6 protein-coding genes are annotated in these 9,913 nt (G+C 40.4%); 2 read left to right on the top strand and 4 right to left on the bottom strand.

Going from position 1 to position 9,913, the window contains the following annotated elements:
• From FTV09_RS15885 to FTV09_RS15875, 3 genes are all read right to left on the bottom strand, one after another.
• Nucleotides 1-115 (bottom strand): DUF4372 domain-containing protein (locus FTV09_RS15885; protein ID WP_373687718.1); only part of this gene is annotated, 115 nt, incomplete at its 3' end.
• Between the two features lie 158 nt (nucleotides 116-273).
• Nucleotides 274-909, bottom strand: coding sequence for a 2-polyprenyl-3-methyl-6-methoxy-1,4-benzoquinone monooxygenase (gene coq7 / locus FTV09_RS15880; protein ID WP_067767236.1), 636 nt, complete (start codon nucleotides 907-909; stop codon nucleotides 274-276).
• Nucleotides 910-912: 3 nt separating this feature from the next.
• Nucleotides 913-2,232 (bottom strand): MFS transporter, encoded by a 1,320-nt coding sequence (locus FTV09_RS15875; protein ID WP_180058860.1) that lies wholly within the window; start codon nucleotides 2,230-2,232, stop codon nucleotides 913-915.
• A 177-nt stretch (nucleotides 2,233-2,409) separates the two neighbouring features.
• Between FTV09_RS15875 and FTV09_RS15870 the strand changes: the two genes are divergently transcribed.
• Entirely contained in the window at nucleotides 2,410-5,148 is a 2,739-nt protein-coding gene (locus FTV09_RS15870) for an autotransporter assembly complex family protein (protein ID WP_180058859.1), read from the top strand.
• Between the two features lie 23 nt (nucleotides 5,149-5,171).
• Nucleotides 5,172-9,692, top strand: a complete 4,521-nt coding sequence (locus FTV09_RS15865; protein ID WP_180058858.1) for a translocation/assembly module TamB domain-containing protein — start codon at nucleotides 5,172-5,174, stop codon at nucleotides 9,690-9,692.
• A gap of 125 nt (nucleotides 9,693-9,817) precedes the next feature.
• On the opposite strand, the gene FTV09_RS15860 is transcribed toward FTV09_RS15865, so the two are convergent.
• Nucleotides 9,818-9,913, bottom strand: a 96-nt coding sequence (locus tag FTV09_RS15860; RefSeq protein WP_143242124.1) for a transposase domain-containing protein, incomplete at its 5' end; no start/stop codon positions are given.

Below are 9,913 nucleotides of genomic sequence, written 5' to 3'. Positions count from 1 at the left end.
ACCGGGAAGCCGCTCTAAATTTCTGTCCAACATGGTGTACTTTAGCAAGTTGTTCAAAATCCTGTCGCACAACAGGTTTAATTAGCTCATGAAATACGGTATTCTGATGTGACAAAACCTGAATCCTGGTTGTTAAAGTGTTTGTTTGCACTCATATTTTAACTGTTAGGACTCAGGTTTTTTTATTTAAAGCAAACTATGGGACAGCAGTGGCATTATTGCAGGCTTTTTGTTCACTATTTATAAAACTCAGCGACAATCATTAGAAAATCATTAAATATAATAACTGGTTTTGGTCATTAGCTTAGAAATACCTGTCATCGCAATGCGGACAGGAGTAGGTAAGTCTACGCCACCTGCATTGAGCGCTGTATCACGGTGATGAAGTTCATCTTCATTCATCTGCACTAAAATTTTACGTGAACGATCATCTTGCTCTGGCAATTGTCGAATATGGTCTTCTAAATGCAGACTCACTTGGCGCTCAGTTTCAGCGACAAAACCTAAGCTGTATTTATCACCGGCAATACCCGCCAATGCGCCCATTCCAAAAGAAAGGCCGTACCAAACAGGGTTGAGCAGGCTAGTATGGCTGTCTAATTCTTTTAAGCGGTCTTCACACCATGCTAGATGGTCTTGTTCTTCAATCGCTGCTTGTTCCATTTCGCGGCGTACATTCGGTAGTTTTGCTGTCAGTGCTTGCCCATGATAGAGCGCTTGTGCACATACTTCACCACTATGATTGACCCGCATTAAACCTGCAACATGACGCGCTTCACTCACTGCTAATTGTGTTTCTTCAATGTTAGCAGGGTTTTCTCGATGTGCGGCAGTCGCCCCAGGTACTAAACTACGTAAGGCTTGGTCAAAGGAATGAATAAGTTTGTCGACACCAGTAAATTGACGCATGGATTAATCCTCCAGAGAGACTTGCGAAGTTTTAAGCAAGGGTTTAATGCGAATAAGCAACCAAATACAAAAGATCGCACTCAGTACCGCAGTTATGCAGAAAAGTATTTTAATATCAATCTTTAATATGCTCAGAATGATAATAGAAAATATAGCAGAAGATACCATGAAAACGGCATTTAAAATGTTGTTTGCTGCAACTACACGGGCACGATGTGAGCGAGGCGAATAGGCTTGCATCATGGCATATAGTGGAACGATGTAAAAACCACCGCTAATCCCCAATAAAGTCACTGCGATCATTACATGGTAATAGCTCCACCCTTGATGAAATACTTCCGATAAGGTAATAAGTGGGCTGGTATGAGTAGGTACAAAGCTTAGACTGGCTGCTAAGTACAGTGCAAAAACGGTTAAGCCAACGGCACCAATCGGCACCATTTTAATATTTACCTGACTACCGCCAATCTTACGACAAAGTAATGAACCAACACCGACACCGACAGAAAAGAAAGTCAGTAATAAACTCACGACATTTTCTGATGCATGTAGGTTTTGCTGTGTCATTTGTGGAATTTGGGTGAGGTAGGTTGCACCATAAAACCAATACCAAGAGTTCCCCAATAAAATGGTAAAAATCAGCGGCAAACTTTTGGCATATTTCATGGTTTGATAACTGGTACGGAAAAAGTTCCAGTCAATTTTTAAATCTGGAGTAGTGACATTTTGTTTAAGAATAAAACGACTTGATAAATAGCCTAAGACAGCAATGGTGAGAACCGTCAGACTTATCCACGTTAAATTGCCATGTGATGATGCAATGACGGCACCACCCAAGATCATCCCGAATAAAATGGCCATAGATGTGCCAGATTGGAACAAGGCATTACCCGACATCAATTCATTGGGTTTTAAAATTTCAGGCAAGATCGCGTATTTAATCGGACCAAAGAAAGTTGAGTGCGTCCCCATCATGAACAATGCCAGCAAAAGTAACCACAAATGGCCTGTGATGAAGCCAATACTTCCGATCAGCATAATGATAATTTCTAATATTTTGATTCCACGAACAAGTTGTGAACGTTCAAACTTATCGGCGATCTGACCTGCTGTCGCTGAAAAAATAAAGTAGGGTAAAATGAATAATAAAGCAGCCAAATTGTTGAGCGTACTAATTGGCAGCGCCTGTTGTTGGATCAAGCCATAAGTGATGACTAAAAGCAGCGCCTGTTTGTACACATTGTCATTGAGTGCCCCAAAAAATTGGGTCAAAAACATAGGTAGGAAACGGCGTGTACCTAACAGATGTTCATTCTTGTTCATAAGCGTCTTGCTACATTAAGTTTTATTAAGAAATGTGAGTGATTGGTAAAATCTCTAAAAAAATCATGTAATATGTTTTTGAGTTTGGAGATGACGAAAAACCAATAGATATAAGATCTTGAGCTCACCGATTGGTTGATTTAGTCCATTACATAATGAAATTTGTTAGAGTTTGCTATGCCTGCAAAAATCACGTTTAAAAAAACAATGCTTCACCACAGTATGGCACACTGCATACGACAGCATCATAGCAATAAAAGCCTGTACATGAGCATCTTTTTAAGCTTGTGTGCTCAGCAGAGTTTCGCCCAAACGCAACAAAACACAACTGAGCTGACAGACACAAAAGCAGAGATTGTCTCTGAAATCAAGAACGAGGCTGTAAAGCAGGGTATTTCTACACCTGAAGCCATCGAAAAAATTGAAAGTATGCATGAGCCTGAAGAGACGGTCGACAGCATGAAAATGTTGCAAGAACAGCAACAAAACTCTACACCAATTGAAGCCTTTAAGCCGATTGAGTTTGAAGATTTAGAAAACTTGCCCGTAACACCTGTTGATCAAAACATGGCAAATGAAATCTTTCAGGTTGCAGAAGAAGCAAAACGTCAGGCACAAGAATATCGTTCGACTCAGCAAACTGAAGTGATAGTTGCTGATATTACTCAAAAAGAACTTTTAGAGATCAACCAAGCACCAGTCAACATTGATCAATTGATGGGCGAAATACGTTCGGATAAAGAAATTGTGGCGACTCGAAATGAAGAAGCCAATACTTTAAATGAATTGAATAATGCTGAACCTGAAGATGATGCAGAGCCAGGGATTTTTAAACGACTCTTGTATAAGATTCGTCCACCAAGACAGCTCAATACAGCAAAGGTTGAACGCATTAGTGCTGATGTTGAAATTACATCGGCACATAATACCAGTCAAACAACCAGCAAAGCTTATGGTGCTGCGCTTGAAGATTTAAAAGCGAACATCAAGGGTAAATTATCGAGTTTCACGCAAGAGTCGTTTAGCGATTTTCCGTCTGCCTTGCCACAGCTACGTAGTTTATCCAATCAAGCTGCGCAGGCCGTGGGTTTTTATCAAGCTGAATTTAAGTTTGAAAAAGTCTCAAACGGTAAAGTGCGCGTATTAGTCACACCCAATGCTCCAGTTCAAATTGCTGAGCAAAATATCGAATTTAGTGGGCCTGGCGCTAATCAAGCACAATTTCAGGTGATTGGTGTATTACCAGATCAGGAAGTAGGTGACATTCTTAATCATGGGGATTATGAACTCACCAAAAGTCGAATTAATGAAGCGGCAACCAATAACGGCTATTTTGATTCATATTGGCGTTTGCACGATGTCAAAGTTGCGCAGCCACAAAATACTGCTGATATTAATATGCGCTTTGAAACGGGTGAGCGCTATAAACTCGGTGGTGTAGAATTCCGCATGAGTGACCCTTCAAAAGAATTTCCACTCGATCCTGATATTTTAGAAAGCTTAGTCACATGGAAAGATGGTGCGGATTATACCTTTTGGCGTGTGAATGGTTTGGCCAATAATTTGACTAACTCACGGTATTTTAACTATACCTTGGTTGATGCAATACGTCCTGATCCTATTGAAAAACCTTTAGAATTACCACCAGATATTCAAGCTTTAGTCGATCAAAATAAGCTATCTGAAAGTTCATTACAGGTACAAGATAAAAAAGAAGTTGCTTCGAATCAGGAAGTTACCCAAAAAGTCTTTGATGAAGATCAATTTACTGGGGTGAATGATCTAGATCAATCTTCTAAATTACGTTCTTTGCAAGACACTCAAGATGCTAAACAAGCTGAGCAGGAACGTTTACAAGCTCAAGCGCGTGAAGAAAAGAAAGTGCCTGTCATTGTGACTTTAAATGCAGACAAGTTAAATAGTGCTGAAATTGGTGCGGGTTTTGGTACGGATACGGGTGTGCGTGTGCGTGGTCAATATCGTCGTGCTATTGTCAATAAACGTGGGCATTCTTTTGATGCCAACATGGAAGTATCTAAAATTCGTCAATCGATTGATGGTCGTTACAACATTCCATATAACCATACGCTGAACGACTATATTAGTTTAGTCGGTGGTTATGAGCGTGAAGAACGTGATGATGTCGGTCAAGGTGTGAATTTATTAATTGAATCTGCGGTAGCGGGTGCAGACCGTATTATTAAAAATCCACGAGGAAGTTGGCAGCATGCCTTTGGTTTGCGTTATCGTTTAGACCGAATTACGAATGATGGACTCAATCCAGCAGATGATATTCCTGATGCATTCTTGGTAAATACCAATAATGAACAGCAATCACTTTTAGTTGGTTATGAAATTTCGCGTACTGATTCGGATAAACGTGTCAATCCAAGTAAAGGGATTAAGCAGACCTATAAAGTTGAACTAGGTAGCGAAAAGTTACTTTCCGATGCTGATATGGCCATTTTAAATGCAGGTTGGCGCTTTATTTATTCTCTTGGGGAGAACGATAATCATCAGTTCGTTGGGCGTAGTGATTTAGGTTATATTTTGACTGAAGATTTTGCCAAAGTACCTTATAACTTGCGTTATTTTACTGGTGGTGACCAGACCATTCGTGGTTTTGACTATAAGAGTCTCGCTGCGGAAGAAAATGGCTATAAAATTGGTGGTCAAGTCCTTGCAACGGGTTCGCTTGAATATAACTATCAGTTTAAAGAAGGTTGGCGCGCTGCAGTATTTAGTGACTTTGGTAATGCTTACGATAAAGAATTTAATACGCCAACCGCATATAGTGCTGGTATTGGTATCCGTTGGGCATCACCAATCGGTCCAATTCGTTTAGATGTGGCAACCGGTCTTTCAGATGACAGTAAACCGATTCGATTACATTTCTTTATTGGCTCACAATTATAATTTTTAGGTGATTTGGGTTTTTTATGGCTGAACACGAACAGCAGGAACAAGAAAACGAAGCGCCGGTAGAACCGCTACCGAAGAAGCGCCGTATCTTCAGAAGTGTCATGTTGACCTTCGTGTTTGTGCTTATTTTTTTGGTGGCTGCATTAGCGGTCATGTTCTCTACAGATAAAGGCAGTAAGTTTCTGCTGGATCGTGTTCTCGAGCGTCAAAAAATTATTCATTATGAATATGAGGGTGGTAATTTATTGCGCGGGATCATTCTGCGTAATGTATTGGTTACACTGAAACCTGTGGATGTCAAAATTGATCGTGCTGACATTACATTAGGTTGGCGTGCGATTATTAATAAAGAAATTCATTTGAATAGTGCTGATATCAAAAATCTGCAAATCATTACCAAAACACCGCCAAGTGATAAACCCTTTGCATTTAGTGAAATTCGACTGCCTTTTGTACTTCGTGTAGATCATGCCGATCTTGATCACATGTTGATTAAAACTCATAGTTCAGGTGTCGATTTTTACGATATAGAACTTAATGAAGCATTGTGGTCAGGTACTGAGCTGAAGTTTAAAGATACTCGTATGGATATGGGCTATTTATCTGTTCGTAATGCCTCAGGAAATATGAAATTTGAAGGCAAGTATCCTTTGGATGCTGTGGCTACTGTAAACCTACCGTCTTTACGTGAAAGCCTTAATATTCATGATATTCAGGTGGTTGCTAAAGGTTCGCTAGATACAATTCAGGCGGGGGTGGCAACACATACGCCAGATTTGCTGACTGGTTGGGCTGTGGTTCATCCGATGCGTCAACATGTTCCAATGTTTGGGGCACTCAAATTTAGAAATTACCATTTACCTTTACTCACTGATCAAAAGCTATTTGCTAAAAATGGTGTGGCAAAATTTAAGGGCGATATTGAGCGTTTAGATTTAAATCTAGATACAGACTTAAGCGGCGCCAATATTCCAGAAGGTAAATATACGGCAATTATGCATACAGACTTAGTCAATCAATTGGATATTACCAATTTGAATGGTCAAGTCATGGGTGGTGCAGTCAATGTTGGCGGCGTGGTGAGCTGGAAGGATCATGTTACTTGGGATATGCAGGGTCGTTTAGATAAAATTAATCCGAAAGACAAATTGATTCCGCAAGTGATTCAGGATTTTTTACCTGTTAGCCTCGATAGCGCGATTGCTTCAAAAGGTACACTTGAAAAAGGTATGCATCTGACTGCTTTGGTGGATTTTGATAAGTATGAAACGTGGAATGTAAAACTCGATCAAAATCCTGAAAAAAATAATAAAGCTCAACCAATGCAACTGGATGTGTCATGGAAAAATATTGATCGTGCTGTACCTTATGTGGGCTGGTTAAGCAGTGCTTCGGGTAATGTGCAATTGGCTTTAACCGAAGGTCAGCAAAATATTAATGTTGCAACATCAGTATCGCGTCATGACAAGGGTCTGCTCCCTGCAGGTCAGTACCAAGCCAAACTGAATTTAAAAAATAATAACTTAAATGTGCCCGCATTTACCTACGTGGCAAATCAAGGCAAATTATCTGGTAATGCGGTAGTGGAATTGCCAGATGAAAAACGTTTATTAAAATGGCAAGCCAATTTGCAAGCACAGCAATTTAACCCACAAAGTATTGCTGAAGCTGCGCCAGTCGATCAGGTGACTGGTTCGTTAAAGGCCAGTGGTTATGCAAAACCAAATCAGCAAATCATTCAATTAAAAGATATTAATTTGTTAGGGCGTTTAGCGCAGCAAAAAGAAACTGTGCAGTTAACCGGTAACTCAACGGCAGCCTTGACCTTCCATGATGAAAAGCATGGCGGTGGCTTCAAGGCTTTTGCGGTGAACTATGATGGTGGTCTAAACGCAAGTCAACTTGAAGCAAGTAAAGGCAGTTTAAACTTTAAAGTTTCGGGCACACCAACGCTCATTAATATTACCGAGCTACGTCATAATGGTATTGCAGGTAAGATTGCAGCCAATGGTAAGGTGAGCTTACAAAATGCCATAGGTTGGGATATCAATGCGTCATTGGTGCATTTCAAACCCCATTATTTTGCTTCCAATGTACGTGGTGAGCTTTCTGGTAATTTAAAAACCAGTGGCGTTTGGTCAGATGCATTAAAGCGTATTCAAGTCGAGCGTTTGAATTTGGCAGGGATGATTAATAACAAACCTGTACGTGGTCAAGGTAACTTGGCAATGGTGATTAATTCAAACCAATCTGGCTTTATGCCGAAGCAATTTGAAGCGAATAATTTGCTTTTGGCCTACGCCAATAACCAAATTCAAGCCTCAGGTAATGCTCAAAATCTACAACTTAAAATTAATGCTCCTGCACTTTATGAAATCTATGCGGGATTACGTGGTCGTGCATATGGTTATCTCAATGTTCAAGCGCAACCGCGACTACAAGCATCTGCCAATATTGCTGTAGACGACTTTGCATTTAATAATTTATTTAGCGTTAAGAAAATGCGTGTTCAGGGGCAGTTACCAACCTCGGCAACTACACCAAGTTTACTAACTGCAACCATGGACAATTTACGTAGTAATAACCGTGAGATTGTGAAAGGACAAATTTCACTTGCAGGTACACGGAATGCACATTTGTTAAAAATTAGTGCTGAAAATAAATTGTCGCGTTTCTACGTACAGTTAGCGGGTGGTTTTAACGCACAAAATAATTGGTTAGGGCAAATCCAAAAAGGTGATTTTGACTCGTTACGGACACGTTTGGTTCAGCGTCAAAACGCTTCAATTATTTATAACACGGCACAATCAGATTTATTTGTTGGTGCACATTGTTGGATGAGTCAGCAAAGTGAATTATGTTTTGATCAGCCAATTCGTGTAAATAAAAAGCGCGGTAATGTTTCGTTTGTGACCAAAAACCTTGACCTGAATGACTTTGCTGCATTTATGCCTGAAGGTCTTGCCATCACAGGTAAAGTGAATGGTTATGCAAAAGCATCATGGGCACAAGGTGCTAAACCGAAAATTGATGCACGCTTAGTGACACGTGATGGTTTGTTAGGGCTGTCTGCGGAAGACCCTCAATATTTAGCATCGACTTTGAAATATGATGAAGTGGGTTTAATTGCAAAAAGTGTTGCGGATGGTTTACAAATTCGCCTAGACACCAAAGCACCTGATATTGGCACAGGCTATGCCAATATTATTATTGATCCGTATAAAGCCAATAAACCAATTCGTGGTGAAGTGGCTTTTAATCAGGTTCAATTAAAAATTTTAAAACCATTCATTCAAGATGTACGTTCGATGGGCGGTACATTATCTTATGCTGCTAAAATTAATGGAACATTGAGTCAGCCATTGATGGATGGTGAAATTCGAGTGAAAAACGGCTCAATCAGTATGATTTCGTTGCCTGTGAACTTGACCAATATCCAGTTGTATTCTGCAGTACAACAAAACCATGCCACAATTGATGGTGCATTTAACAGTGGTCGCGGTGTTGGTAAATTAACGGGTGATATTGACTGGAAAAATGAGCCTCGGATTCAGTTGAATTTAAGTGGTTCGGATTTGTTGGTTCGCCAAGCACCATTAATCACTGCTGTTGTTACGCCTGATTTATCATTAGATGTTTTGCCAATGAGCAAGAAACTTACACTTAAAGGTAAAGTCGATGTGCCACGCGCATTGATTTCTATGCCTGAAGCTACAGCGAGTGTTGTAGGTGTGTCTTCTGATGTACGTATTGTTAATGAAGGTGATGACCAATTGGCAATCCTGAAATCCGCTCGTCCATGGGATATTCGTGCTGATGTTCAGGTCAATATTGGTAATCAGGTAATCTTCCAAGGTTTTGATAGCCGTATTCCACTCATTGGTCGCTTGAATTTAACTCAGCGTGGCCTGGAAACAGCCATGCGTGCCAATGGTGCAATTGGTGTTTCGCAGCGTGTAAAAATTGAAGCATATGGACAAAGTCTTGATCTTAATCGTGCGATTGCACGTTTTAATGGGCCTTTGGCTAATCCTACGCTGGATATTGATGCCAATAAATCGGTGCAAGGCAGCACGGTTGGTGTACGCGTGACTGGCACGGCTTCGAGTCCTGCTATTCAAGTGTATAACGATGCTGGCTTGTCTGAGCAAGAGGCTTTAAATGCGTTAATTACAGGTCGTATTAATGAAGGTAGTTCAGGTTTGAGCCAAGCCGAAGGGTTCCGTTCTGATGTAAACAATACCATTGCTGCAGCCGGTATCAGTATGGGCTTGGGTGGTACACGTGCTTTGACCAATCAAATTGGTCGTACTTTTGGTCTAAGTGGCCTAGCGTTAGATGCACAAGGAACAGGGGATGATACTCAAGTTTCGGTGACGGGTTATATCACGCCTGACTTATTTATTCGTTACGGTGTAGGTGTATTTACGCCAGTAAACAAATTGACTTTACGTTACCAAATGAACCAACGCTTGTACTTAGAAGCGAGTCAATCTTTAGAGCGTGCAATCGATTTATTCTACAATTGGCGTTTCTAATTTAGAAATAGAAGCAATAAAAAAAACGCAATCCTCGGATTGCGTTTTTTTTATATTTGAGCGTGTATATTAGTCTTTAAATGTGTCGTTCAATGTAAGCGTCCGCTGAACCCCATGCCTATTTTTTAATTTGAGTTGGATTTCCAGCGATGTGGTAGTAATTCTTCTATTTGGGTCGCTTTATGCGTCGGCAGCCTTTTCAGCACATCACTGAGATAGGC

Source organism: Acinetobacter sp. YH12227 (assembly GCF_013417785.1).
GTDB lineage: Bacteria > Pseudomonadota > Gammaproteobacteria > Pseudomonadales > Moraxellaceae > Acinetobacter > Acinetobacter gandensis.
This window is presented reverse-complemented; position numbering and strand designations above follow the sequence as displayed.

What these genes read in the sequence shown, in the direction of transcription:
- coq7 (WP_067767236.1), bottom strand. Translation starts at nt 909, where the DNA reads ATGCGTCAATTTACTGGTGTCGACAAACTTATTCATTCCTTTGACCAA.
- FTV09_RS15875 (WP_180058860.1), bottom strand. Translation starts at nt 2,232, where the DNA reads ATGAACAAGAATGAACATCTGTTAGGTACACGCCGTTTCCTACCTATG.
- FTV09_RS15870 (WP_180058859.1), top strand. Translation starts at nt 2,410, where the DNA reads ATGCCTGCAAAAATCACGTTTAAAAAAACAATGCTTCACCACAGTATG.
- FTV09_RS15865 (WP_180058858.1), top strand. Translation starts at nt 5,172, where the DNA reads ATGGCTGAACACGAACAGCAGGAACAAGAAAACGAAGCGCCGGTAGAA.